Origin of the sequence: Flavobacterium piscis (genome assembly GCF_031457575.1) — a bacterium.
Lineage (GTDB): Bacteria > Bacteroidota > Bacteroidia > Flavobacteriales > Flavobacteriaceae > Flavobacterium > Flavobacterium piscis_A.
On sequence record NZ_JAVDWQ010000006.1, the window covers coordinates 227,704 to 253,742 of the forward strand.

Annotated in this window: 21 protein-coding genes; 19 read left to right on the forward strand and 2 right to left on the reverse strand. The window is 32.7% G+C overall.

All coding sequences use genetic code 11. The annotated features are described in order from the left end of the window. Positions 1-7: 7 nt before the first annotated feature. Positions 8-1,048: a GMP reductase gene (locus J2W48_RS11135; RefSeq protein ID WP_310281267.1), complete on the reverse strand. Its 1,041-nt coding sequence runs from the start codon at positions 1,046-1,048 to the stop codon at positions 8-10. A 212-nt stretch (positions 1,049-1,260) separates the two neighbouring features. On the opposite strand from J2W48_RS11135, the gene J2W48_RS11140 reads away from it, so the two are divergent. The 19 genes from J2W48_RS11140 (at position 1,261) to J2W48_RS11230 (ending at position 24,939) form a co-directional block, all read left to right on the forward strand. After that, entirely contained in the window at positions 1,261-2,490 is a 1,230-nt protein-coding gene (locus tag J2W48_RS11140) for an HD domain-containing protein (RefSeq protein ID WP_310281269.1), read from the forward strand. Between the two features lie 132 nt (positions 2,491-2,622). After that, a complete protein-coding gene (lpxD, locus tag J2W48_RS11145; protein WP_310281270.1) occupies positions 2,623-3,666 on the forward strand; it encodes a UDP-3-O-(3-hydroxymyristoyl)glucosamine N-acyltransferase in 1,044 nt (347 codons plus the stop codon). Then, the gene (locus J2W48_RS11150; RefSeq protein ID WP_310281271.1) at positions 3,659-5,047 is read left to right on the forward strand and encodes a bifunctional UDP-3-O-[3-hydroxymyristoyl] N-acetylglucosamine deacetylase/3-hydroxyacyl-ACP dehydratase; all 1,389 of its coding nucleotides are present in this window, start codon (positions 3,659-3,661) and stop codon (positions 5,045-5,047) included. The genes lpxD and J2W48_RS11150 overlap by 8 nt, the downstream gene beginning before the upstream one ends. 74 nt (positions 5,048-5,121) lie before the next feature. Continuing rightward, positions 5,122-5,907: an acyl-ACP--UDP-N-acetylglucosamine O-acyltransferase gene (gene lpxA, locus J2W48_RS11155; RefSeq protein ID WP_310281273.1), complete on the forward strand. Its 786-nt coding sequence runs from the start codon at positions 5,122-5,124 to the stop codon at positions 5,905-5,907. Between the two features lie 138 nt (positions 5,908-6,045). Next, the gene (efp, locus tag J2W48_RS11160; RefSeq protein WP_310281274.1) at positions 6,046-6,612 is read left to right on the forward strand and encodes an elongation factor P; all 567 of its coding nucleotides are present in this window, start codon (positions 6,046-6,048) and stop codon (positions 6,610-6,612) included. 93 nt (positions 6,613-6,705) lie between these two features. After that, positions 6,706-7,635, forward strand: coding sequence for a UDP-3-O-(3-hydroxymyristoyl)glucosamine N-acyltransferase (locus J2W48_RS11165; protein ID WP_310281276.1), 930 nt, complete (start codon positions 6,706-6,708; stop codon positions 7,633-7,635). Position 7,636: 1 nt separating this feature from the next. Beyond that, positions 7,637-7,999 carry a nuclear transport factor 2 family protein gene (locus J2W48_RS11170; protein ID WP_310281277.1) on the forward strand — a complete coding sequence of 121 codons (363 nt, stop codon included), beginning with the start codon at positions 7,637-7,639 and terminating at the stop codon, positions 7,997-7,999. Between the two features lie 86 nt (positions 8,000-8,085). Then, positions 8,086-8,958 carry a succinate--CoA ligase subunit alpha gene (gene sucD / locus J2W48_RS11175; protein ID WP_007808093.1) on the forward strand — a complete coding sequence of 291 codons (873 nt, stop codon included), beginning with the start codon at positions 8,086-8,088 and terminating at the stop codon, positions 8,956-8,958. A 155-nt stretch (positions 8,959-9,113) separates the two neighbouring features. Then, on the forward strand, positions 9,114-9,542 hold the full coding sequence (locus J2W48_RS11180; protein WP_310281281.1) for a hypothetical protein: 429 nt from the start codon (positions 9,114-9,116) through the stop codon (positions 9,540-9,542). Positions 9,543-10,098: 556 nt separating this feature from the next. Next, a complete protein-coding gene (locus J2W48_RS11185) occupies positions 10,099-10,716 on the forward strand; it encodes an RNA polymerase sigma factor (RefSeq protein WP_310281283.1) in 618 nt (205 codons plus the stop codon). A gap of 80 nt (positions 10,717-10,796) precedes the next feature. After that, positions 10,797-11,912 carry a FecR family protein gene (locus J2W48_RS11190; RefSeq protein ID WP_310281285.1) on the forward strand — a complete coding sequence of 372 codons (1,116 nt, stop codon included), beginning with the start codon at positions 10,797-10,799 and terminating at the stop codon, positions 11,910-11,912. 205 nt (positions 11,913-12,117) lie between these two features. Beyond that, positions 12,118-15,861: a SusC/RagA family TonB-linked outer membrane protein gene (locus tag J2W48_RS11195; RefSeq protein ID WP_310281287.1), complete on the forward strand. Its 3,744-nt coding sequence runs from the start codon at positions 12,118-12,120 to the stop codon at positions 15,859-15,861. 10 nt (positions 15,862-15,871) lie between these two features. Beyond that, positions 15,872-17,374, forward strand: coding sequence for a RagB/SusD family nutrient uptake outer membrane protein (locus J2W48_RS11200; protein WP_310281289.1), 1,503 nt, complete (start codon positions 15,872-15,874; stop codon positions 17,372-17,374). Positions 17,375-17,386: 12 nt separating this feature from the next. Continuing rightward, positions 17,387-18,250, forward strand: a complete 864-nt coding sequence (locus J2W48_RS11205; protein WP_310281292.1) for a substrate import-associated zinc metallohydrolase lipoprotein — start codon at positions 17,387-17,389, stop codon at positions 18,248-18,250. Between the two features lie 19 nt (positions 18,251-18,269). Continuing rightward, a complete protein-coding gene (locus J2W48_RS11210; RefSeq protein ID WP_310281294.1) occupies positions 18,270-19,598 on the forward strand; it encodes a DUF4302 domain-containing protein in 1,329 nt (442 codons plus the stop codon). 256 nt (positions 19,599-19,854) lie between these two features. Then, on the forward strand, positions 19,855-20,601 hold the full coding sequence (gene fabG / locus J2W48_RS11215; RefSeq protein WP_310281295.1) for a 3-oxoacyl-[acyl-carrier-protein] reductase: 747 nt from the start codon (positions 19,855-19,857) through the stop codon (positions 20,599-20,601). Positions 20,602-20,727: 126 nt separating this feature from the next. After that, positions 20,728-22,755: a hypothetical protein gene (locus tag J2W48_RS11220; protein WP_310281297.1), complete on the forward strand. Its 2,028-nt coding sequence runs from the start codon at positions 20,728-20,730 to the stop codon at positions 22,753-22,755. Positions 22,756-23,001: 246 nt separating this feature from the next. Continuing rightward, entirely contained in the window at positions 23,002-23,898 is an 897-nt protein-coding gene (locus tag J2W48_RS11225) for a LysR family transcriptional regulator (protein ID WP_310281299.1), read from the forward strand. A 75-nt stretch (positions 23,899-23,973) separates the two neighbouring features. Then, positions 23,974-24,939, forward strand: coding sequence for a YeiH family protein (locus J2W48_RS11230; protein WP_310281300.1), 966 nt, complete (start codon positions 23,974-23,976; stop codon positions 24,937-24,939). A gap of 4 nt (positions 24,940-24,943) precedes the next feature. On the opposite strand, the gene J2W48_RS11235 is transcribed toward J2W48_RS11230, so the two are convergent. Further along, positions 24,944-25,906, reverse strand: coding sequence for a hypothetical protein (locus J2W48_RS11235; protein WP_310281302.1), 963 nt, complete (start codon positions 25,904-25,906; stop codon positions 24,944-24,946). Positions 25,907-26,039 lie beyond the last annotated feature (133 nt).

A 26,039-nucleotide genomic window follows, 5' to 3' on the forward strand; every position in this document is an offset into this window, starting at 1 on the left:
ATGCTTTTTATTTAGTAAAAACTTGATTTTCCTGTTCACTGACTCTGATAAATGTAGTTCGTTTGGTCAATTCTTTCAGTCTTGAAGCACCAACATACGTACAGGTACTGCGCAAGCCTCCTAATATATCCAAAACGGTGTGGATCACTTTTCCTTTAAAAGGTACCTGAACCGTTTTTCCTTCGCTTGCCCTATACTCAGCTACACCACCAACATGTTTGTCCATGGCTGTGGTTGAACTCATGCCATAAAATTGTTTAAATTGCTGACCATCAATTTCAATTAATTCACCACCACTTTCGGTATGACCTGCCAGCATCCCGCCCAGCATTACAAAATCAGAACCGGCACCAAAAGCTTTGGCAACATCACCGGGAGTACTACAGCCTCCGTCGCTAATAATGTGTCCGCCCAAACCATGAGCTGCGTCTGCGCATTCTATGATGGCCGAAAGTTGTGGATATCCAACCCCGGTTTTTACACGAGTAGTACAAACCGATCCCGGTCCAATTCCGACTTTCACAATATCTGCTCCGGATAATAGTAATTCTTCTACCATTTCGCCTGTTACTACATTCCCTGCAATAATAACCTTGTCAGGATATTGTTTGCGGGTTTGCTTTAAAAACTGTACAAAATGCTCAGAATAGCCGTTTGCTACATCAATACAAATAAATCGTAGCAACGGATTTGCAGCAATAATTGCAGCAATTTTAACAGCATCTTCTTTTCCTGTTCCTGTACTAATCGCGATATAATTGTAGAAATCAGGGGATACATTTTGCAAAAAATCATTCCATTCCTGAAGTGTATAATGTTTGTGAATAGCTGTAAATAGCTTTTCTTTAGCTAAAACAGCTGCCATTTCAAAAGTGCCTACTGTATCCATATTAGCCGACATAATTGGGATTCCTGTCCAGATAGCTGTACTGTGCAAAAATTTAAAATTCCTTTCCAGTGAGACTTCAGCCCTGCTTTTTAAAGTAGATCTTTTGGGTCTGATCATCACATCTTTAAACCCTAATTTAAGTTCGGTTTCTATTCTCATGGTTTTTAAATTTTGATACTCTCAAATATATTAATTTTGAAAACGACTGGCTTTATAAGAATTCAAAAACTAATCTTTAGTTATTAACATTTCACTGATTTTAAAAGCCTTTCAAATTCAGAATAGATTACTGTTTTGATTTTTTAGAGAAAAAACCTAAAGCTCTTTATCGTTAATTACTTATATTTGTTGACCTAAAAAATAACTAAATAGTGACTCAGATCAATAAGTTAAAAATATTCAATGATCCCATTTATGGCTTTATTTCAATTCCGAATGAGCTTATTTATGATTTGATTCAGCATCCGTATTTTCAGCGTTTACGCCGTATTTCACAAATGGGATTATCGTATTTGGTTTATCCGGGAGCTAATCACACTCGTTTTCACCATGCCCTGGGCTGTATGCATTTGATGCAAAAAGCAATTGAAACGCTTCGTTTTAAAGGAGTTGCTCTTTCTTTAGAAGAAGAAAATGCGTTGTATATCGCTATTTTGTTACACGATATTGGACACGGGCCTTTTTCGCATGCTATGGAAAAAAGCATTGTAGAAGATGTTCACCACGAAGCTATTTCTCTATTATTTATGAATCAGTTGAATGACGAATTTGACGGAAAGTTAAGTTTGGCTATTCAGGTTTTTAAAGGTGATTATCACAGAAAATTCATGTTACAGCTAATTTCCAGTCAGTTAGATATGGATCGGATGGATTATTTGAAACGTGATAGTTTTTATACAGGTGTGGCAGAAGGAAACGTCAATTCGGAAAGATTGATTCAGATGATGAATGTGGTAGATGGAGTTCTGGTCATTGAAGAGAAAGGAATATATTCAGTTGAAAAATTTCTGCTCTCCAGAAGACTGATGTATTGGCAGGCCTATTTGCATAAAACCAGTTTGGTGGCCGAATTAATTTTGATGAAAGCCTTAAAAAGAGCGAAGGAACTGACTTTAAAAGGAATCATTTTACCTTGTAGTGATCCTCTTTTGTATTTTATGCAAAATAAAGTTACGTTAGAAGATTTTGATACTGAAAGATTAGATTTATTTTCTCAATTAGATGATTTTGATATTATTAGTGCATTGAAAGCATGGCAAAAGCAGGATGACTTTATACTTTCCACTCTGAGCAAAATGATTATCAACAGGGATTTATTGAAAATTAAATTAAGTGGAGAAAAAATTCCATTAGAAGAACTTCAGGATTTAAAAGAAAAATTTGCTAAAGAACATAACATATCACAATTAGAGGCGGATTATTTTATATTTAAAGGGAAAATTAAAAATCAGGCATACAGTAAAGAAGCAGAACCGATAAGAATTTTTAAAAAAGATAAGACAATTGAAGATGTTGTGGAAGCATCGGATCAGCTGAATCTGAAATCATTATCTAAATTGGTTACAAAATATTACATCTGTTATCCAAAACAACTTATTTAAAATTAACATTTAAAACCTATTTTTTATATTTTTGTCGGAATGAAACGAACCAGTACATTTTTTTTGAATATAAGCAGAACGTTATGTAGCGAGTTCCATCTTATTCTTATAAAAAAAATATAATCAGATAAGATGAAATTTACAGCAGAACAAATAGCAGGAATTTTAGAAGGAGAAGTTGTTGGAAATCCCAATGCCGAGGTTTTCCGACTGTCTAAAATAGAAGAAGGAGAGGAAGGTTCTCTTACTTTTTTGGCAAATCCAAAATATATCAATCACATTTATACCACAAAAGCTTCTGTAACAATTGTTAATGACTCTTTTGTGCCTGAATCTGAAATTACAACCACCTTAATTAAAGTTGAAGATGCTTACGTATCGTTCTCTAAACTTTTACAATTTTATAATCAGGTAAAATTAAACAAAAACGGAATTGAACCTCAGACGTTTATTTCTGAAGGAGTTAAATACGGTGAGAATCTGTATTTAGGGAGTTTTAGTTATATTGGGCAAAATGTGGTTTTAGGAAATAATGTAAAAATATATCCTAACAGTTTTATTGGTGATAATGTTGTTATTGGTGATAATGTGTATATTTTTGCAGGTGCCAGGATTTATTCTGAAACGATAATTGGAAACAATTGTACGATTCATTCAGGAACTATTATCGGAGCTGATGGTTTTGGTTTTGCGCCAAATGAAGATGGTGAGTACAATAAAGTGCCACAAATAGGGAATGTTATTATAGAAGATAATGTAGATATAGGAGCCAATACGACTATAGACCGGGCAACACTTGGTTCTACAATTATTAGAAAAGGTGTTAAATTAGACAATCAAATTCAGATTGCACACAATGTAGAAATTGGGAAAAACACAGTAATTGCTGCCCAGTCAGGGGTTGCAGGCTCTACAAAAATTGGAGAAAACTGTATGATTGGCGGACAAGTTGGAATAGCAGGTCATTTAACAATAGGGAATAATGTCAGGCTACAGGCTCAATCAGGTGTCGCAAGAAACATTAAAGATGATGAAGTTTTGCAGGGAAGTCCAACATTTGGTTATAGTGATTTTAGTAAGTCATATGTCCATTTTAAGAACCTGCCTAAAATTGTAGCTGAAATAGAAGAACTAAAAAAACGAATAATAAACCCAAAAAATGGAAATAATGGTTAAACAGAAGACCATCAGGAATGAAATTTCACTAACAGGAGTTGGATTGCATACCGGTAAAGAAGTTACAATGACTTTTAAGCCAGCACCAACTAATAATGGTTTCACTTTTGTGAGAGTAGATTTGCAAGGTCAACCAGTAATTGAAGCTGATGCCAATTATGTTGTTAACACACAAAGAGGTACCAATTTAGAAAAATTAGGTGTAAAAATTCAAACTCCGGAACATGTTTTAGCCGCATTGGTGGGCTGTGATTTAGATAATGTTATTATTGAATTAAATGCTTCAGAACTTCCAATTATGGATGGTTCTTCAAAATATTTTGTTGAAGCAATCGAAAAAGCAGGAATTGAAGAGCAGGAAGCAAAACGAAATGTCTATATAGTTAAAGAAGTGATTTCATTTACTGACGAAACTACCGGAAGCGAAATTTTGGTTATGCCAAGTGATGATTATCAGGTTACAACAATGGTAGATTTTGGCACCAAAGTTTTAGGTACCCAAAATGCTACTTTAAAAAGTATTGCTGATTTTAAAGAAGAAATTGCAAATTCAAGAACTTTTAGCTTTTTGCATGAATTAGAATCTTTATTAGAAAATGGATTGATTAAAGGTGGTGATTTAAATAATGCAATTGTATATGTAGACAAGGAAATCTCTGAATCTACAATGGAAAATTTAAAGAAAGCTTTTGGCAAAGAACAGATTTCTGTTAAGCCAAACGGTGTTCTTGATAATTTAACATTGCATTATCCAAACGAAGCAGCAAGACATAAGCTTCTGGATGTTATTGGTGATTTATCTTTGATAGGCGTTAGAATCCAGGGAAAAATCATTGCTAATAAACCAGGGCATTATGTGAATACACAGTTTGCAAAAAAGTTAGCAAAAATTATTAAGATAGAGCAAAGAAATTATGTTCCGGTTTATGATTTGAATCAGGAACCACTGATGGATATTCATAAAATTATGGCTGTTTTGCCACACAGACCCCCATTTTTGTTAATTGACAGAATTATTGAAATGTCGTCAACACATGTGGTTGGGTTAAAAAATGTAACCATGAACGAAAATTTTTTCGTTGGGCATTTTCCTGATGCCCCGGTAATGCCGGGTGTATTAATTGTTGAAGCGATGGCACAAACTGGTGGAATTTTGGTTTTAAGTACAGTTCCGGATCCTGAAAATTATTTGACTTATTTTATGAAAATAGATAATGTTAAATTTAAACATAAAGTGTTACCAGGGGATACCTTAATTTTTAAGTGTGATTTGATTTCTCCTATCAGAAGAGGAATTTGTCATATGCAGGCAAATGCTTACGCTAATGGAAAATTAGTAGCTGAGGCTGAATTAATGGCTCAAATTGCAAAAAAACAATAATAAATAATCAATTTTATTGTTTAGGTTTGTGCCCCAAATTAGATTATTTTAATTTTAAAATATAAAACATACAGATGAATCAACCATTAGCATATGTTCATCCTGGCGCTAAAATCGCTAAAAACGTTGTAATTGAACCTTTTACAACAATTCACAACAATGTCGTTATTGGCGATGGTACATGGATTGGTTCAAATGTAACTATTATGGAAGGTGCCCGTATTGGTAAAAATTGCAATATTTTTCCAGGAGCAGTAATTTCTGCCGTACCACAGGATTTAAAATTTGGAGGGGAAGATTCCCTTGCCATTATTGGAGATAATTGTACTATCAGAGAATGTGTAACGATCAATAGAGGAACTGTTGCTTCGGGACAAACTAAACTGGGAGACAATTGTTTAATTATGGCTTATGCACACATTGCACACGATTGTGAAATAGGAAACAATGCTATCATTGTAAACGGTGTTGCACTTGCTGGACACGTAGTTGTTGGTAACCATGCAGTAATTGGAGGCCTGGCAGCCATTCATCAATTCATTCATATTGGTGATCACGCCATGATTTCCGGAGGTTCATTAGTCCGTAAGGATGTACCCCCTTTTACAAAAGCTGCGAAAGAACCGTTATCATATGTTGGTATTAATTCTGTTGGTTTAAGAAGAAGAGGTTTTAGTACAGATAAAATCAGGGAAATTCAGGAAATTTATAGAATTTTATATCAAAAAAATTACAATACAACACAGGCTTTGAGTATTATAGAAGCCGAAATGGAAGCAACTCCTGAGAGAGATGAAATTTTAGATTTTATCAGAAATTCATCAAGAGGAATTATGAAGGGTTATTCAGGGAACTATTAATTTTAGAGTTTCGATTTCTGATTTTAGATTTCTTACTTCATCATTAAAGCTTAAAATAAATATAAAAAATAATAAAATGTAGATTATTAATTCTTTAGAAATCTAAAATCTACATTCTAAAATCTAAAATTAAATAAAATGGCATCTACATCAGATATTAGAAACGGGTTATGTATCAAATACAATCACGATATATATAAAATTATCGAATTTCTTCACGTAAAACCTGGAAAAGGTCCAGCTTTCGTAAGAACTAAATTAAGAAGTCTAACGACAGGAAAAGTGTTGGATAATACATTTTCTGCTGGACATAAAATTGAGGATGTGCGTGTTGAGACACATACATACCAGTTTTTATATGCTGAAGGTGATGATTTTCACTTTATGAATGCTGAATCTTTCGAACAGATTTCTCTGAACAAAAACATCCTGGATAATCCAGGGTTACTAAAAGAAGGGACAAATGTAATGGTTCAGATAAATACAGAAACTGATTTACCTTTATCTGTTGATATGCCGGCATCAGTAATTCTTGAAGTTACTTATGCAGAACCGGGAGTAAAAGGAAATACGGCTACAAATGCAACTAAATCGGCTACGGTAGAAACTGGTGCAAGTGTAAACGTTCCTTTATTCATTAATGAAGGGGATAAAATTAAAATTGATACCGCATCAGGTTCTTATATGGAGCGTGTAAAAGAATAGTTTTTATAAGTTTTTAGTTTTCAGTCGCAGTTAGCAGTTTGTTGATAGATTGAAAACTGAGACTGAAAACTGAGACAAAAACTAAATAAAAATATGAAATTTCCAAAAGTTCACTCTTTAGAAGAAATTGCAAATTTGCTTAACTGCGAATTTATTGGTGACAAGAATTTTGAGGTTTTAGGCATGAATGAAATACATGTAGTAGAACCTGGAGATATCGTTTTTGTCGACCATCCAAAATATTATGAAAAAGCTTTACAATCAGCAGCTACTATTGTTTTAATTAATAAAAAAGTAGATTGTCCTGAAGGTAAAGCTCTTTTAATTTCTGATGATCCTTTCAGGGATTTTAATACTTTAACCAAACATTTCAAGCCTTTTGAGTTTGCGAATGTAGCTATTGCAACTTCTGCAAGTATTGGTGAAGGCACATTAATTCAGCCAAATTGTTTTATTGGGAACCATGTAAAAATCGGTAAAAACTGTTTAATACATTCTAATGTCTCTATTTACGATCATACTGTAATTGGTGATAACGTAATTATTCATGCCGGAACCATTTTAGGAGCTGATGCTTTTTATTATAAAAAGCGTGCGGAAGGTTTCGATCAGTTAATTTCAGGTGGAAGAGTTGTAATTGAAGATAATGTTGGAATTGGCGCTCTTTGTACCATTGACAAAGGTGTCACAGGTGATACTACTATTGGTGAAGGAACAAAAATCGATAATCAGGTACATGTTGGACATGATTCTGTAATAGGTAAAAAATGCCTTATTGCTTCACAAACCGGTATTGCAGGCTGTGTAATTATTGAAGACGAAGTCACTATCTGGGGACAGGTAGGAACTACCAGCGGTATCACAATAGGAGCGAAGGCTGTTATTATGGGGCAAACCGGAGTTACAAAATCGGTTGAAGGCGGAAAATCTTATTTTGGAACTCCAATCGAAGAATCAAGAGAAAAGTTGAAGCAATTGGCCAATATCAAAAAGATTCCTGAAATTTTAAATAAATTGAAATAATATGTCTATTAAAGAATTTGTTCAGAAGTTTTATAAATCGGATGCTTTGATTGATAGTGAAATTATGAAAACCTATCTGCATCCTGAAGTTACTATAGAATGGAATAGTACTAAAGGATTAATTCATATGAATTATGATTCGATAATAGAAATGGCTAATGAATTAAATCGTGCCTATGTACGTTCAAAAGTAAGAATTAGTCATATTATAACCGAAGATGACTTGGTTTCGGTACGATATTCCCACTTTGTAAAGACGATTGAAAATCCAAGAGAAGAGATGTTGTTGGCTCACTTTTTTGTGATTTGGCAGATAAAAGATGATAAATTGTACCGGGGTTATCAAATGAGTCAATTTTCTTAATATTTTTTGCCAATAAAAAAGGTGAAAATAAGTTACAAAACCTTACTTTTGCATCACAATTTTAAAAACTACATAAAATATATATCATGAGTGTTTTAGTTAATAAAGATTCCAAAATAATTGTTCAAGGATTTACAGGAAGCGAAGGAACTTTCCATGCTTCTCAAATGATTGAGTACGGTACTAATGTTGTTGGTGGTGTTACTCCTGGAAAAGGGGGAACCAGTCATTTAGATCGTCCGGTTTTTAATACAGTAAAAGATGCTGTTGACCAGGCTGGAGCTGATACATCTATCATTTTCGTACCACCGGCTTTTGCTGCTGATGCAATTATGGAGGCTGCTGACGCTGGAATCAAAGTAATTATTGCTATTACAGAAGGAATTCCTGTAGCAGATATGATTAAAGCAAATAATTATGTTAAAGAAAGAAATTCAAGATTAATAGGACCAAACTGTCCGGGAGTAATTACTCCTGGTGAAGCTAAAGTTGGTATTATGCCAGGTTTTGTTTTCAAAAAAGGAACAGTTGGTATCGTTTCTAAATCTGGAACTTTAACTTACGAAGCTGCTGACCAGGTTGTAAAACAAGGTTTAGGAATTACTACAGCTATTGGGATTGGTGGAGATCCAATTATTGGAACTACAACAAAAGAAGCAGTTGAATTATTGATGAATGATCCGGAAACTGAAATTATCATCATGATTGGTGAAATTGGTGGTCAATTAGAAGCTGATGCTGCTAAATGGGTTAGAGCAGATGGTAACCGTAAGCCAGTTGTTGGTTTTATTGCCGGAGAAACTGCTCCTGCTGGTAGAACAATGGGGCACGCAGGTGCTATTGTTGGCGGCTCTGATGATACAGCAGCAGCTAAAAAACAAATTATGAGAGACAACGGAATCCACGTTGTTGATTCACCAGCTGAAATTGGTAAAAAAGTAAAAGAAGTTCTTGGATAATCTCCAATACTTAAAATAATAAATTCCAAAAAAAGTCTCAATATCTTGTTGGGACTTTTTTTACATTAATAGAATGTATGGAATAGAATGTAAATAGACACTTAGCAACTAAGTTCTTCAGAATCTTAGGACCTTCGTGACAAAATAAAAGAAATATGTATAAAGAATTAGAAAAGTTTACAGTAAAAGGAAATTTTACTTTTACACAAAATGACAGTTTAGAAGAAGTTTGCAATGCTCCGGAAACCGGAAGCGGTGTTTTTGTGGTTTATGCTGTTACTGGTGATGAAAAAGAATTGATTATGGTAGCATCTACAGGAACTATTCAAAATGACGGAACTTTAAAAATTAAAAATGGTGGTTTGTATGATAAAATTGTAAATGGTCACCAATTTGCAAAAACGGGTAGAAAATATTCCTGGCCGGCACAAATGAAAATAGAAAATATTGAAAGATTGGAAGTTTCATGGTATGAAACATTCAATGGCGATGTAAAATTAATCCCAACCACTATTGAGGGAAAAATTTTGCAGAATTTCTTAGATGAGAATAGTACTTTACCTAGATGGAATGTAGCTTTTTAAGTTATACAGAAATAAAATTTTATTATAGCCTTGCTTTTTTAGCAGGGCTTTTTTTTTGTTAACATTAGGTGTTTTTCAACTTTTAAAACTTAGAAACTAATGATTTCTGCTAATTTAATATTTATCCCGTTACTCCAAAAGAAATCCTGAATGTTGGATAGAAAGGGAAGATAGCACCAATATCGGTTGCAGAAAAAGTTTTAGTTATTGGTGTTTCAAAATTAAAGAGAAATAACATTTCGAAAATTAAAAATAATAAAGGAATTTCAGTATTAAAGTTTATTAACGAATTGGTCTTGATTAACGAAAGTTAAACCTTACAAAAATTTAATATCTACTTTGATTTTATTTTTTAACATTTCATTAAGAACATTGACTCAGTCAGTCCTGACAAGCATTTTTGATATTAAGAAACTTCCTCTTTTTTGTAAAAAATATTGGTTTATATATTTACATAATATATATTTATAAAACAAAACATGGAGTTAATGTTAAAAATAAGTCATTTTATCATTAAGCTATATTTTTTTTTATAATTATTCTACGCCAAATAATCATGAATAGCCAAATTTTAAATAATAAAACATCTAGCGATATTACTCTTTGGAGTAATCTAAAAGCGGGTGATGAAAAATCTTTTTCGTTACTTTTTAACAGATATTATAAGGATTTAATTAGTTATGGAAATTCTCTTTCTCCATACGAAGAAAAAGTACAGGATTGTGTACAGGATGTTTTTGCAAATGTATGGGTTTATAGAAACTCATTACAGGAAGATGTTATTGTAAAAGCTTACTTATTATCCAGTGTCAGAAAAAGAATTGCGCGTTTGTTTGAAAGAGATCATATTTTTCGCAAAACAACTTCAACTGAATCAATTGAATTTCTTTTTGACTTTTCAATAGAAAATGAATTAGTTCAGGATGAAGTAACCGCAGAACAAGTATTGCATTTAAACAAATTGCTGAACGATTTACCAGGTCGTCAAAAAGAAGCTTTGTATCTTAGGTATCATCAAGGTTTGACTGTAGAGCAAATTGCAGAATTACTTGATGTCAATTATCAATCAGCAAATAACTTACTATATCGCGGATTATTAAAACTGCGTAAAGAATGGAAAGGTAGCTTATCCTATATCACCCTACTATTTTTGGGGCTTTCTCAATTTTCTTAAAAAAAACTTAAAAATAATCATAATTAAGTGAGTATACAATTAGAAAACTGTCCTCTATGTTTTTGTAACCTTATTTTTAGATGCAAAAACGCAATACTTATACCGAAATTGAAGACTTTTTAGCCGATGAATCATTTCAGTTATGGATTTTATCCAAAATTGATGAGCAGCGATGGGAAGAATGGACTTTAGAAAACCTGCAGCGTGCTAAGTTGGTTGAAGATGCGAGGCTTTTATTGTTAGCAATGAAAGTTTCAGATGTTAATTTATCTCAAAATGAAATTAATTCAGCATTAGAATCAACTTGGATTAAAATTCAAGAAAAAGAAAGCCGTAAAAAAAATTATACAAAATCAAAAATAATATTTATCCAAAAGTATTGGTTAAGTAGTGTTGCTGCTTCGCTGTTATTTTGTTTATTTTCAATTTGGATTTATAAAAATAATAGTATAAAGAGTAATACTGTTATAACGTATAATGAACTTATTGATGATAATAATGAAGGGCTGGTTGAACAAACCAATAATTCTAACAAGTCGCAAATAATTACTTTATCAGATGGCAGTTCAGTACTATTACAGCCTAATAGTAAATTAAGTTATCCTAAAATCTTTACCGGAAACGAAAGAAAGGTGTATTTATCCGGCGAAGGTTTCTTTGAAATTAGTAAAAATCCAAAAAAGCCTTTTTTAGTTTACGCAAATGAAATTATTACAAAAGTGGTTGGTACTAGTTTTCGGGTAAGAGCATACTCAGACGAACCAAATGTAGAAGTTCTTGTTCGCACCGGTAAAGTAAGGGTAATTTCAAATGAACTTGCAATAAGCCCGACAAAGGAAGAGGTTGTTTTGTTACCTAATCAGGCATTACGGTTTTTTAGACGTGATTTAAGTTTTAATAAAATAACTAATATCACAGAAGATAAGACATTGGTAGGGAGTATTGGTAATATTGAACAACTAAGTTTTGAATTTACTGATATCCCTGTAGAGCAGATTTTGAAAACAATAGAACAGGCATATTTAGTTAATATTGATTTTCCTGAAGGAAAATTAAAGGATTGTCATTTAACAACTTCTTTAAGTGATCAGCCATTAACCGAAAAACTTAAAATTATTTGCAAAAGTATTGGTAATGATACCAATTTCGAAATGAATGGGAATCAGATTGTAATACTGTCACAGGGTTGTAATTGAATACATATTGTTTAAGTTCTTAATAATCAGATATTAATAAATTATAAATTAAATCATTTAGTAGCCTATGTAAAAAATACAAAAAGTGCCGAAATGCTGTAACATATTCGACACTTAATAAAAAATTTAATAGCTCTCTGTAAAGAGTTATTAATTATGTTTCTAAAATACACTTGAACAGTATTAATCAAAACAAACCAAAATTATGAAAAAACCAGTTGTTAAACAACGATTACTCCATCGAATCATGAAAATAACGCTATTTCAGTTCGTCTTAGCACTAGTGTTCTCCAGTGTTACTATGGCAAACAGTGTAAATGGACAAAGAAAGCTAGATACAAAAGTTACCATTGCTATTGAAAATTTAAGTTTAGACAATACACTGTCAAAACTTGAAAAGTATGCAAAGGTGAAATTTTCATACAATTCAAGACTTCCGCAGCTAAATCAAAAAGTGAGTATTGAGGCAAATCAGGAAACATTATCCAGCATACTTAGCAGGATTTTGAAACCTTTCAATATTACATATGCCGAAATAAGTAACCAGATTGTTTTGCAAAAGAGCACAAAGTTAGATGGCTTTGTTACTAATGAAAGCTATAATCCTTTATTTGAAGCATTGTCTGCAGGTCCTATTATCAGGGGTAAAGTAACAGATCCAAGTGGTGTGCCTTTACCAGGGGCAACTGTAATGGCAAAGGGAACTAAAATAGCTGTATTAACTGATTTTGATGGTAACTTTTCTATCGAAATGCCAGCTAATAGTACCGGTCTGGTTATTTCTTATGTTGGAATGGAAACCAAAGAAATTGGTATAGAAAATACTTCTCCGACCATAATTTTAAATGAATTAGGGCAAAATTTAAAAGAAGTTGTTATTACTACAGGTTACGAAAAAACGTCAAAAAGAACTTTTACCGGTGCAATAAGTAAAATTTCGGGAACAGAACTAAAAGTCGATGGTGTTGTAGATATAAGCAGAATGATTGAAGGTAAAGCCGCTGGGGTTACGGTTCAAAACGTAACCGGCACATTTGGTACTGCCCCTAAAATTACTGTTCGTGGATCTTCTTCTATCTTTGGGGATACAAAACCATTATGGGTAATTGATGGTGTTGTACAGGAAGATATTATCAATATTTCATTTGCTGATTTGGCTTCAGGAAATTCTGAAACTTTATTAAGTTCCTCTGTGGCAGGATTAAATTCAAATGATATCCAAAGTATTGAAATTCTTAAAGATGCATCAGCGACATCTATTTATGGTTCAAGATCATTGAACGGAGTTGTTGTTGTAACTACAAAACAGGGGCGCAGAGATTCGCCATTAAAAGTAAGCTATTCTGTTGAAAACACTGTAAGAACTGTACCTAACTATTCTCAATATGATATTCTTAATTCTCAGCAATCAATGAGTATATTAAAAGAATTAGAGGGATTTAATGGAGATGGTAAAGGATTTTTGGAAATAGCATCATCGCTTAATGGAAGATTTGGGGGCGTATATAATATTATGTCCAAACAAATTGATACTTACAATAGAACAAACGGTCAGTTTGGAGTTAGAAATGATGAAGTTAGTCGTAATGAATTTTTAAAGAAATATGAATTGGGTAATACTGATTGGTTTAGTGTTTTATTTAGACCGTCTATCACTCAAAATCATTCCCTAAGCTTTTCAGGTGGTGGAAAAAATAATACATTTTATGCATCATTAGGTTATTATACTGATCCGGGTTGGACTATAGCTGATAATGTAAAACAATTGACATCTAATTTAAAAGGAACCTTTTTTGTAAATGAAAAGTTAAATATAACCTTATCTACTGTGGGATCAGTGCGAAATCAAACTGCTCCGGGTAGTTACGAGAGTAAATCAGATCCTGTATACGGAAGTGTAAACAGAGAGTTTGATATTAATCCTTTTAAGTATGTTCTGAATACAAGCAGAACTTTAAGACCGTATGATGAGAATGGCAATTTAGAATATTACAGAAACAATTGGGCTCCAATGAATATTATTAACGAATTAGAAAATAATTCATTAGATATAAAAGTTAAAGACATTCGCTTCCAATTAGATTTAGATTATAAAATAAATAAACATTTAACTTATAATCTGACAGGTTCAGCACGTTATGCAAATACCTCCAGAGAGCATAAAATTTATGAAGATTCAAATGTAGCTGCTGCTTATAAAGCGGGTACTGCTTTGAGTACGGAAGGAGAAAATTCAATCGTTCAGGAAGCAAACATTTTTTTATACCGTGATCCGGATAATTTGACAGCGCCAAAAGTATCAGTACTTCCAAATGGCGGATTCTTAAGAAAATTCACCAATGATATGACTTCTTATAATATTAGAAATAGTATTAATTATAGAAATACATTTAATGATAAGCATGAATTAGAAGGTTTTTTTGGTACAGAACTTAGATCGGTAGATAGAAGCAGTGATAATTTTATAGCAGCAGGACTTCAATTTGATAGAGGACTTACTCCATTTATTGATCCAAGATTGATTTCAAAAATTGTAAATGATGGGGATTCATATTACGGATTTGATGCAGAACGAGAAAGAACAGTTGGTTTTTTTGGAAAAGTAGGATATACTTATGATCGTCGTTATACTACTTCTATTACAGGTCGTTATGATGGTTCTAACAGACAAGGAAATAGTGGCTCAAACAGATGGTTACCAACTTATACGATTAGTGGAAAATGGAATGTTACTGAAGAAAGTTTCATGAAAGATATTAAAACTATAAACAATTTAGCATTAAGAGCCTCTTACGGACTTACAGCAACCGCCGGACCAGCTACAAATTCACTGGCGATTTACGAAAGTTTCATTACGAATCGTCTTTTTCTGGCAAACAGAGAATCTGCAATATCAATTGACGAGTTGCAAAATGGTGATTTAACGTGGGAAAAACAATTTGAAACAAATATAGGTTTGGATCTTGGAATGTTTAATAACAGAGTGCAATTTGTAACAGATATCTATAGTCGCAAAGCTTTTGATTTGGTGGATTTTGTAACAACTTCAGGCGTTGGCGGTCAAAGTATTAAGCAAGGTAACAATGCTGATATGGAAACTAAAGGTCTTGAAGTAGGATTTACCACTCAGAATATTACAACTGATAATTTTAAATGGTCGTCAACACTTAATTTTTCTGTTTATGATCAAAAAATAAAAAAATTGCAAAATAAACCATCAGCTTTTAGCTTGGTAAATGGTAACGGTGGAAACGCATTGGGAAGCCCTAGAAATTCAATTTATTCCTATGAATTTACCGGTTTAGATAATCAAGGTTTACCCACTTTTAAATTGCAGGACGGAGCTGAGAATAATATGACTGATGCCAATTTTCAAGATACTGAGAATGTTACCAAATACTTGAAATATGAGGGTTCTATTGAACCAAATAAATCAATAGGTCTAGCTAATACTTTTACTTATAAAAGCTGGTCATTATATGTATTTATTGTTGGTTCAGGAGGAAATAAAGTTCGTTTAAATCCTGTATATGATAGTGTTTATGATGATTTGACAGTGTTTACAAAAGATTTTACAAATCGCTGGATAAATCCTGGAGATGAAAATATCACGAATATACCGGTTATTGCTGATAAAAGATTAATAGAGAATAATGGTGGTGAACGAACATTAGCCAAGGCTTACAATACCTATAATTACTCTGATGTCAGAATTGCCGATGGTGATTTCGTAAGATTAAAAAATGTATCCTTAAGTTGGGAATTTCCTAAAGATTTCAAGGAAAGATTAGGAGTAGGCACATTTACTCTAAAAGGATCTGCGGTAAATCCCTGGTTGATTTATTCTGATAAAAAACTGAACGGTCAGGATCCGGAATTCCGTAATACAGGAGGTGTAGCCTTTCCAATTACATCACAATACACTTTTGCCATAAACCTTTCATTTTAATTTATTGATTATGAAAAATATAAAAATACTTTTATATCTATTGCTGCTTATTGGTGTTAGCAGTTGCGATGATTTCCTCTCGGAAACACCAGATAATAGATTACAAATTGATACACCGGAAAAAATTTCAGAGTTGTTGGCAGATGCATACCCGGATGGTACATATATGGAAATTGCAGAAACTATGTCTGACAATGTATCTGATAATAAAACGTCACTTGTCAATTTAAATAATGTACAAAATTACAATTGGGATTTGCAAGATGATCAAACAGGCAGAGATACTCAGGGGTTTTACTGGAATGCATGTTACAAGGCAATTGCTACTACTAATCATGCGTTGGAAGCTATAAAAAAATTGGGTAACGCTCCTAATCTTAATCCACAAAAAGGAGAGGCTTTATTGGCTCGTGCTTACGCTCACTTTATGTTGGTTTCTTTATGGTCTAATCGTTACAATCCTGCTACAGCAGCGACTGATTTAGGTATTCCTTATGTAACAGAAACAGAAACCGTTTTGATTGGAAATTACAAGCGTAATTCAATGAAAGAAGTTTTTGACTTACTACAATCTGATATTGAGGAAGGCTTAAAGCATGTTACTAATGATTACAGAACAGATTATTTGAAATATCATTTTAATAAGGAAGCAGCCAAAGCATTTGCAGCCCGTTTTTATACTGTAAAAGGAGATTGGAACAGAGTATTAGAGCTTACCGAGGGGTTAGGAAATGCTCCTGTTGGAAAACTTAGGGATTGGGCAGCTTATAATGCTTATGATTTTCCAAGTAAACCAATTGAATATGCAAAAAATACACAGCCTACAAATTTATTAGTTGGATTTCCCAGTTCAATTTGGGGCAGAGGGATTAGGAATAATAGATTTTTCTTTACAAGAGCTAAAGAGAGAGATGAAATACTTGGAAGCCAGACCAATATATTCAATAAAGATTGGTTGATTGATATCGTAATACAGGGGGCAAGCGGAGCAAATGTAGCCATATATAAATTTGATGAATATTTTAAATATACAAATGTAACAGCACAGATTGGACTTCCATATACTGGAGTTGTGCTTTTTTCAAATGATGAAATGTTTTTAAACCGTATTGAAGCTCATGTTATGACAAATCAATTAGATATAGCAAATGCAGAGCTGGAATACTTTTTAGCAATCCGAACTGATGGATATGCCGCTTCAGATGTATTGACAAAAGAAAAAGTATATGCAAAATATCCGGTTGTTGCTGATGAATACACCCCATTTTACGCCCTTACACCAGAGCAGACATCTTATATCAAAGCAATCACAGAAGCAAGAAGAAGAGAGTTTCTACATGAAGGACTAAGATGGTTTGATATCAAAAGATTTAATCTCGTTGTAGAGCATAATACATTCAATCAACAAGGACAAATAATCAAAAATAATATTTTGGTTAAAGATGATAAGCGTCGTGCTGTACAAATACCACTAAATGCGTCTAATAATGGGATTGAAAAAAATCCGAGATAAATTTAAATTATTATGAAAGTAATTAAACAATATAAAATTATAGTGCTGGCACTTGGAATTATGACACTTATATCATGTGCTCATGAAGATCAGCCAAATGAAAGTTTATTAAATTTCACTCCAAAAGTAAAAACTGATTTAGATAAATGGATCGATCAAAACTATATAGATCCCTACAATATTAGTGTGCAGTATGAGTGGAACCAAAATGTAGTCGAAAACAATAGATTTTTGTACCCACCAGCAATTGAGAATGTCCAGCCTGCACTTGAAATGATTAAAAAAATATGGATAGACAGTTATACGACTATTGCAGGTGAAGATTTTGTTAAAATCATTGCGCCAAGGGATTTTGTTTTGGTAGGAGGAGTAAATGTAAATCCTGATAATATTTCTAATACATTAGGATTAGCTGAAGGAGGAAAAAGGATCTCTCTTTTTCAGGTAGATTACGTAGATAATAAAAATCGACAAAGTGTCACACAATTTGTTCACACCATTCAACATGAATATATACATATTTTAAATCAGACTAAAACTTTTGATGTAGAATCCTGGGCTAAAATAACACCGAACGACTATAGTTCAAATCCGTTTAGTATTACGGATGGTCAAGCACAGCAACTTGGATTTATAAGTGCTTATGCTAGATCAAATTATACAGAGGATTTTGCAGAAACTGCAGCAATAATTTTGCTTAAATCAAAAGCAGAATATGCGGCATTACTTGCAAGTGTAACAAACCCAACAGCTCTTGCCGCTCTTAAACAAAAAGAAGCTCTTGTAGTTCAGTATTACAGAGATGCTTTTAATATAGATTTTTATGCGTTGAGAGATGAGGCTCAAAAGAATACTACTGCTGTTCTGAATAATTAAAAATTTAAAAAATAAAATTATGAAAACTAAAAATATATTTAAGTATTTGATGCTTATCTTTTTGGCGGTGCAATTAAATAGTTGCGTTAGCACAGATGCTGAACAAAAGTTTGATGAATCGCCTACTGAACGTTTAAATAAACAAAAAAAAGAACTGAATGATTTGTTACTTTCTTCTGAAAATGGATGGAAAGCTGTTTACTATACAGATGATAATCAATTAGGAGGATTTACTCATTTGTTTAAATTTTTGCCAAATGGCAAGGTAGATATGGCTTCTGATTTTGATGATGACACAGAAATTCATAATAGTCAATATGAAGTACAATTAGGAAGTACTGTTAGTTTAGTTTTTACTACTCAAAATAAAATCCATCTATTATCAGATGCTAATAATTCGCCTCTTGCTGCTGGAAAAGGTTTTTTAGGAGACTTTCAGTTTTTGTACTACGGTCAGGAAGACGGAGATATTGTTTTTAGAACAAACAGAACGGTAAAAGAAGTTCGTTTTGTAAAAGCAACTCCGCAAGATTGGACAGACTTAAAGAAAAATACAATAATGAACGAGAATATGACAGGAAATATTTCCAGTCCGTTATTTCGCATACTTGAAATTACAGAAGAAGGAGCAGTTAAGAATTTTGAACTGAATTTTAATTCTGTAACACGTTTTGGAACAGCAATTCCGTTACAGGAAGGAAATTTTGAATCACTTAAGTTGGCTGTTGCCTATACTCCTGCAGGAATAACTGTAAAACCTGCAGTTGTTGTTGGAACTCAAAGTTTAACAGATTTTGTTTATAATGAAACTGATAAAAGTTTCGTTGCCGGAACAAACGGAGTGACAGCGAAAATTAAATTTTCAAATGCACCACCTAGATTAACTGATGATTATAAACTTTTTTTAGAAGGAAATCCTCAACTTGTTATATCATATATAGCTGCTAATTTATATACTGCAGCATCTACTTCTCCTTATGCCAAATCTATCTTAGATAACGTAAATGCTACTTTGGCTGCAAATCAAAAACTAGCCAGAGTTCAAATATATTTTAACGACCCTTTAAATGGTAATTATATCGCATATGCATTTAATGGAGGAAAAGCAACTATTTACCATTTTTTCACAACTACTGAGGATCCTGTAAATAAAACCATCATCTTAAGTGATGACGGTTGGATAGGAACTCCTGCTGCAAGAGCATTTTTAAAAATTTTAGATGATGAAATAACAAATCCTAAAGGTTTATATATCAAAAAAGAAAGTTTTACCATTTTCTATTCAAATGTGATTTACACTTATGCAAGTGCGGCTAGTCCATTTAGAATGACAAATTATAGATTATAGATTTAATTTCGTTTTTTATTTTGAAGAGAAGGCAGTTCAATTAGAGCTGCTTTCTCTGTTTTTAATACGCAGTTTTTTAGCAATTTGAAGGTTATTGCAATTGTTATTTTTTTAAAAAAAGGAATTGTTCTATATTTGACAAGTCATTCATAGCCCTGATAGAAGTGGAAATCCTTTTGTGTTTTTCTTTAAAACATAAAAGATTGCAACGGATAGCAGGATTAGCTACAAATAATTATTAATATTAATTTTGAATATGAAATTACTAGAAGGAAAAGTGGCCATTATTACAGGCGCTAGTCGTGGAATTGGAAGAGGAATTGCCGAAGTTTTTGCTAAACATGGTGCCAATGTTGCTTTTACATACAGTTCATCTGTAGAATCAGCTCAGGCTTTAGAAACTGAATTGAACGGTTTAGGTATTAAGGCAAAAGGATACCAATCGAATGCGGCGGATTTTAATGAGGCACAAACTTTTGTTGATGCTGTTTTGGCTGATTTTGGAACAGTTGATATTTTAATTAATAACGCCGGAATCACAAAAGATAACCTTTTGATGCGTATGTCTGAAGCAGATTTTGATCTGGTTATAGATGTCAATTTGAAATCGGTTTTTAATATGACAAAAGCGATTCAGAAAACCTTTTTAAAGCAACGTGCAGGATCAATTATCAATATTAGTTCTGTAGTAGGGGTTTCCGGAAATGCAGGACAAACCAATTATGCAGCTTCTAAAGCGGGTGCAATTGGTTTTACAAAATCAGTAGCATTAGAATTAGGTTCGCGCAATATTCGTTGCAATGCAATAGCCCCCGGATTTATTGAAACAGAAATGACTGCAAAATTACCTGAAGATGTAGTAAAAGGCTGGAGAGACGGAATTCCGTTAAAACGTGGAGGAACTACCGAAGATGTTGCCAATGCATGTCTTTTCCTGGCTTCTGATATGAGCGCTTATGTTACCGGGCAGGTTTTAAATGTTTGTGGAGGAATGCTTACTTAGAAAGTTTTCAGTGCTCAGTTGTTAGTATTCAGTTTTTAAACTGGATAAATAATAAATGCTGGGTATCTTATTATAATTGATTTCTAATTTTGATCACTTAAAACTGATTACTGAATACTAATATATATGACTACAAACACGATTCTATTATTATTACTTTCTTTAGTAATAGCTGGTGGATTGTCGTATTTTCAATATTTTTATAAAGCCAAAAACGATTCGAAAGTGAATCTGTTTTTGGCTTTTTTGCGTTTTTTAGCCATTTTTGGATTATTAGTTTTATTGATTAATCCTATAATGACTAAGAATTCGCTGGAAGTAACCAAAACGCCTTTGGCAATTGCGGTAGATAATTCGAGTTCAATTACGGTTTTAAAATCGGATAAAAAGGTTTCCGAATTATATCAGAAGTTAATTTCAAACCCTGCACTTCAGGATAAATTCGAAATTCAGTCGTATCAATTTGATACAGATTTTAAACCTTCTGACCAATTTGATTTTAAAGGAAAACAAACCAATCTTGATGAAGTTGCAAAGAATTTAAAGAGCATCAATAAAAACCTGATTTTTCCAACGGTTATCATTACTGACGGAAATCAGACTACAGGAAACGATTATGTCTATCGTTTTGATCCTGTTAATAAAGTCTATCCTTTAGTTGTAGGGGATACAACCACTTTTTTTGATTTAAAAATCAATCAGCTCAACGTAAATAAATACGCTTTTCATAAAAATAAATTTCCGGTTGAAGTTTTTCTGCAATATGCAGGAGATAAAAATACAACAGCTGATTTTACAATTTCGCAAGGAAGTACAGTTGTAGTCAAAGAAAAAGTTGCTTTTTCTCCATCTAAAAAAACGGCCACTTTAAATTTGCTTTTACCTGCTGATAAAATAGGTCTGCAAATTTTTAAAGCCAGTATTTCTTCAAATTTAAAAGAAAAAAACAGCTACAATAATAGTAAGAATTTTGCAGTTGAAGTAATAGATCAAAAGTCAACAATTGCAATAGTGTCGGCAATAAATCATCCTGATATTGGAGCATTGAAACGTGCGATTGAAACAAATGCTCAGCGTAAAGTGATATTGGTTAAACCAAATGATATTAGTCAATTACAAGATGTTTCTGTTCTGGTTTTATATCAGCCAACAAGTGCTTTTAAACCTATTTTTGATAATAACAAATTAGCAGGAACAAATACTTTTATCATTACAGGGAATAACACCGATTTTAATTTTCTGAACCAAAAACAGAATAATTTGGTATTTAAAATGAGTAATCAAAGGGAAGATTTTTTAAACGAATTTCAATCACAGTTTAATTTGTTTGCCATTGAAAACATTGGTTTTGAAAATTTCCCGCCATTGCAAAATCTATTCGGAACAATTACCGTAAACGGAAATGTCTCGGTTTTACTTTCTTCTAAAATCAGAAATGTTTCTACCAATGCGCCATTATTGGCTTTCGCCGAAAATCAAGGCAAACGAACCGCTTTTCTTTTAGGGGAAAACAGCTGGAAATGGCGTTTACAAAGTCATATAGACAATCAGTCTTTTGAAAAATATGATGTTTTTATAGATAAGATTATTCAGTATTTGGCAACATCAGCTTCAAAAAAATCTTTAGTTGTAGAACACGAAAGCTTTTACAATTCGGGAGAAGCAATTGTAATTAACGCCCAGTATTTCAATAAAAATTACGAGTTTGACGAAAAAGCCAGATTAACAATTACAGTTACAAATGCTGAAACTAAACAAACTAAAAATTACGATTTATTGAAAGGTAATAATTCTTTCTCAGCAAATTTAGATGGTTTAGCAGCCGGAAAATATAGTTTTATAGTAAAAGAATTGAATACGAACACAGTTTATTCAAGTCGTTTTGAGATTTTGGATTTTGATATAGAAAAGCAATTTGTAAATCCGGATGTTCAAAAATTGAAGCAATTAGCACTACAAACTAATGGAAAAGCCTTTTTTCAGGATCAGGTTGATGATTTGATTCACGCACTTTTAGAAAATAAGGAATACAAATCGATAGAGAAGAATGTCTCAACCAAAACACCATTAATTGATTGGGTTTGGTTATTGATTTTAATTGCTGCTTTATTGACGACGGAATGGTTTGTTAGGAAGTATAATGGTTTATTATAGTTTTTTGTTATTTGTGTTTTAATATTTAATCTGATTTATTCTAATCAAGATGTGTATATCACTAATTGTAATTTTTTTCAAGTAAAAATGTCTTCGACTGGTTATTTAGATTGGATTAAATCAGATTAAATATCATTTTACAAATAATTAAATGATAAGTAAACTTAAACGGTGACGAATTGTCACGGTTTAAAAAAATTCGTGATAATTCGTGAAATTTGTGTTTCACCTTTAATAAAATAAATAATGGATTTCAGGCTAAAAGTTTTCTACACCGTTGCGCTCCGCCTTAACTTTACTAAAGCGGCAACAGAATTGTATATTACCCAGCCAGCCGTTTCCAAACACATCCAGGAACTCGAAGAAACCTATAAAACTAAGCTTTTTGAGCGAAATGGTTCTAAAATTGCCTTAACGCCTGCCGGAGAAATTCTGTTGGAACACACCAAAAACATCTTCGAAATATATCGTGAAATCGATTTTGACATGAGTTCGTTTATCAATGAACGTCAGGGTTTATTAAGGTTAGGAGCAAGTACAACCATTTCGCAATATATTATTTCACCTGTTTTAGCACGATTTCATCAAAAACAGCAGGATATAAAAGTCAATTTGCTAAACGGAAATACAGAGCAAATTGAAAATGCCTTAATCAATAAGGAAATCGAAATCGGAATTGTAGAAGGGCAATCTAAAAATCAATCCATAAAATACATTCCGTTTTTAAAAGACGAACTGGTTCTGGTCTGCAATACCAAAAATCCATTGGTAAAGAAAGCTGAAATTTCATTGGAAGATTTAAAATCAATGAAATTCATAACACGTGAACGCGGATCTGGAACACTTGAAGTTATAGAATATGCACTAAAGCAAGTTGGCGTAAAATTAACCAATCTACAAATCGAAATGCAGTTAGGAAGTACCGAAAGTATAAAATCTTATTTATTAAATTCAGATTGTTTTGCGTTTATGTCCATACATGCAGTAAATAAGGAACTTATGAATAAAGAATTGATTGTACTGGATGTTGAAAATTTAGCTATCGAAAGAGACTTTTACATTATTACTTTATTAGGAAAATCAGACCCGTTATCTGAGTTGTTTATTCAAAATATCGCATCTTATTATAATCTGAAGTTATAGCCGATTGTATTTAACGATTGGTTAACCCAATATAAAAGACCGACCTTTGTGAGGTAAATACCAATTACCTTTATTTTGAAAACAAAACAACATTCTTCAGCACATTTATTAGAAGTTAGCCTTTATTTTCAGCAGGCAATTTTTGCATTGGTGATTATTTTGTGTTTATTTTCGATTATTTCTCCGCCGGTAGCCTTATTGTTAGGAGTAGTTTTAGTGAATGTTTTTGGAAATCCGTTTTTAGCATTCAACAATAGAGCAATTACTATTTTATTACAATTTTCAGTTGTAGGCTTAGGATTCGGAATAAATACCAACAACGCAATTTCAGCAGGAAAAGAAGGTTTTTTATTGACGATATTCTCAATTTTAAGCACATTGATTTTCGGTTTTCTTTTAGGTAAATGGTTCAGAACCGAGAAAAAAACATCACATTTAATTTCATGCGGAACAGCCATTTGTGGTGGAAGTGCCATTGCGGCCATTTCCCCGGTAATTAAATCAGATGAAAATCAGACATCCATTGCCTTGGGTGTGGTTTTTATTTTAAATGCAATTGCATTATTTGCTTTTCCGTTCATCGGGCATCAGCTTGATTTATCTCAAAAAGATTTTGGATTATGGTGTGCTATTGCTATTCATGACACGAGTTCCGTTGTGGGTGCAGCGAACAAATATGGTGCTGAAGCTTTACAGATTGCAACAACCGTAAAACTGGCCAGAGCATTATGGATTATTCCAGTTTCTATTTTAACAGCAGTGATTTTCAAAAATAAAAATTCTAAAATCAAGATTCCTTACTTTATAGGATTGTTTGTTTTGGCAATGCTTTTTAATACGTATGTGCCTTCGACTGCTGTTATTGCGCCCCATATCGTAAATATTGCCAAAATTGGATTGACCATTACTTTGTTTTTAATTGGGGCAACCTTGAATATAAATACCTTAAAATCAGTAGGAGTGAAGCCTTTGCTTCAAGGAGTTTTTCTTTGGATATTTATTGCAGCTTTAAGTTTAGTATCAATTTTTTATCTCAAATAAAGAGCTATTTAACATTAGAATATTTCACAACAGCTTTGCCTGTAATGTTGTACCATTTTCCATTAAACGAAAGACGTTTTTCAATTGTAAAATTAAATTGTTTTTTCGTTTTGGCCATTTCGCTGACTTCCATTGGTAAATCTACTTCAAAGTCATCTTCCGTGCCTTTTGCTTTTTTATAGAATCCGGTTGTTGTAACGGCAAAATCCCTAAAAAACTTTTTCTTGCCATCATTAACAACTGTGTAAGTACTTGACCAATTGGTACTACCTTCGGCATTATTAGAAAGTCTGTAATCTCCTAGTTCCATCAAAGGCTGGTATTTTCCATTAAAGCCTGCAATTAGATAGAGGTATGCGTTATAGGGACCGCCTGCACCACCATTGGCATGTATCAATGTAAAGGCATATTGATCTTCTCCAATTGCTACAACTTTCAAAGCAGGTATCCTGGCGAAAGCACCAAAAGCGGCAATTGCGGGTTGGAAAGACTTCATTTCCCACACATTTCCAGTTTTTGAAAATTTGGCTAATCCTAAAAGCCCTCCGCTAAAACGACCGGTCTGTGAACCATCCTCATCATAAACGGAATGATTAAAAACCAACATTTTAAATTCATTTCCTTTAGAATCGGTATAATTAATTGTAGTGTCAAGTCTCGTAGCAATACCCTCTGTGTATGGAAATAGCTGATCACCTTCCATACCATTAGCATCAGTGTAGGGAGTAGGTTTGCAATTTTTGCATTTCCAGCTCATAAAAGTATTACGATTTGATAATTTATAGAGTTTACCGGGAAATAATTTTTGCATTGTTTTTATTCCATCCAGCGGATCTTTTATTTTCAATGTTCGTTTGGTATTTAGAATCGTATCACTAACGTTTTTTAATTGTATAATATCTTCATCTTTCTGTGCTGTACAAAGAGAAATGATAAAAAAGAGAATACCCGAATAAATTAGGCGCATATATTTAAAAATTTAAAGTATAACCGAAACGAATTTACAAAGAAATTTTTAAATGAATTTATATTACTTATATGGTTTAAAAACTGAACAAAGTTAAATTAACACAATATTAATTAGTATTCTTTTGAATTAT

Excerpts from the sequence above, each read along its gene's own strand:
- J2W48_RS11165 (WP_310281276.1), top strand. The coding sequence starts at position 6,706 with ATGAAATTTCCAAAAGTTCACTCTTTAGAAGAAATTGCAAATTTGCTT.
- sucD (WP_007808093.1), top strand. The coding sequence starts at position 8,086 with ATGAGTGTTTTAGTTAATAAAGATTCCAAAATAATTGTTCAAGGATTT.
- J2W48_RS11135 (WP_310281267.1), bottom strand. The coding sequence starts at position 1,048 with ATGAGAATAGAAACCGAACTTAAATTAGGGTTTAAAGATGTGATGATC.
- J2W48_RS11205 (WP_310281292.1), top strand. The coding sequence starts at position 17,387 with ATGAAAGTAATTAAACAATATAAAATTATAGTGCTGGCACTTGGAATT.
- J2W48_RS11185 (WP_310281283.1), top strand. The coding sequence starts at position 10,099 with ATGAATAGCCAAATTTTAAATAATAAAACATCTAGCGATATTACTCTT.
- lpxA (WP_310281273.1), top strand. The coding sequence starts at position 5,122 with ATGAATCAACCATTAGCATATGTTCATCCTGGCGCTAAAATCGCTAAA.
- J2W48_RS11220 (WP_310281297.1), top strand. The coding sequence starts at position 20,728 with ATGACTACAAACACGATTCTATTATTATTACTTTCTTTAGTAATAGCT.
- efp (WP_310281274.1), top strand. The coding sequence starts at position 6,046 with ATGGCATCTACATCAGATATTAGAAACGGGTTATGTATCAAATACAAT.
- fabG (WP_310281295.1), top strand. The coding sequence starts at position 19,855 with ATGAAATTACTAGAAGGAAAAGTGGCCATTATTACAGGCGCTAGTCGT.
- J2W48_RS11180 (WP_310281281.1), top strand. The coding sequence starts at position 9,114 with ATGTATAAAGAATTAGAAAAGTTTACAGTAAAAGGAAATTTTACTTTT.
- J2W48_RS11200 (WP_310281289.1), top strand. The coding sequence starts at position 15,872 with ATGAAAAATATAAAAATACTTTTATATCTATTGCTGCTTATTGGTGTT.
- J2W48_RS11225 (WP_310281299.1), top strand. The coding sequence starts at position 23,002 with ATGGATTTCAGGCTAAAAGTTTTCTACACCGTTGCGCTCCGCCTTAAC.
- J2W48_RS11190 (WP_310281285.1), top strand. The coding sequence starts at position 10,797 with ATGCAAAAACGCAATACTTATACCGAAATTGAAGACTTTTTAGCCGAT.
- J2W48_RS11150 (WP_310281271.1), top strand. The coding sequence starts at position 3,659 with ATGGTTAAACAGAAGACCATCAGGAATGAAATTTCACTAACAGGAGTT.
- J2W48_RS11170 (WP_310281277.1), top strand. The coding sequence starts at position 7,637 with ATGTCTATTAAAGAATTTGTTCAGAAGTTTTATAAATCGGATGCTTTG.
- J2W48_RS11195 (WP_310281287.1), top strand. The coding sequence starts at position 12,118 with ATGAAAAAACCAGTTGTTAAACAACGATTACTCCATCGAATCATGAAA.
- lpxD (WP_310281270.1), top strand. The coding sequence starts at position 2,623 with ATGAAATTTACAGCAGAACAAATAGCAGGAATTTTAGAAGGAGAAGTT.
- J2W48_RS11210 (WP_310281294.1), top strand. The coding sequence starts at position 18,270 with ATGAAAACTAAAAATATATTTAAGTATTTGATGCTTATCTTTTTGGCG.
- J2W48_RS11235 (WP_310281302.1), bottom strand. The coding sequence starts at position 25,906 with ATGCGCCTAATTTATTCGGGTATTCTCTTTTTTATCATTTCTCTTTGT.